The sequence below is a fragment of the Sedimentibacter sp. B4 genome (assembly GCF_000309315.1).
Classification (GTDB): domain Bacteria; phylum Bacillota; class Clostridia; order Tissierellales; family Sedimentibacteraceae; genus Sedimentibacter; species Sedimentibacter saalensis.
In genome coordinates this window covers 1-221 of record NZ_CANG01000846.1, presented here as the reverse complement: position 1 = coordinate 221, position 221 = coordinate 1, and the positions used below count along the sequence as shown (strand labels likewise).

The 221-nt window shown below is 69.7% G+C and carries 1 pseudogene; it reads left to right on the top strand.

The window, feature by feature from the left end:
- Positions 1-219 (top strand): annotated as a pseudogene (locus BN358_RS27060) (hypothetical protein); the annotation flags it as partial.
- Positions 220-221 lie beyond the last annotated feature (2 nt).

The window sequence follows — 221 nt, the reverse complement described above, 5'->3', positions numbered from 1 at the left end:
CCGTGCACACTGGTGGCGAGCATCGACGAGAACGCGGTCGATCTGGCGTTCATCAACGAGGTCGGGTCGACCGGGCGCGACTCCGGCTCCGGCAGCGGGTCGATGGGCCTGCTCGGCGCCACCGAGAGGCTCGCAACGGTGGGCGGAACGATGGAGACGCGCAGGGAGGGACGACAGTGGATCACCAGGGTGACCATCCCGTTGGCGGGCCGGTCCTGACC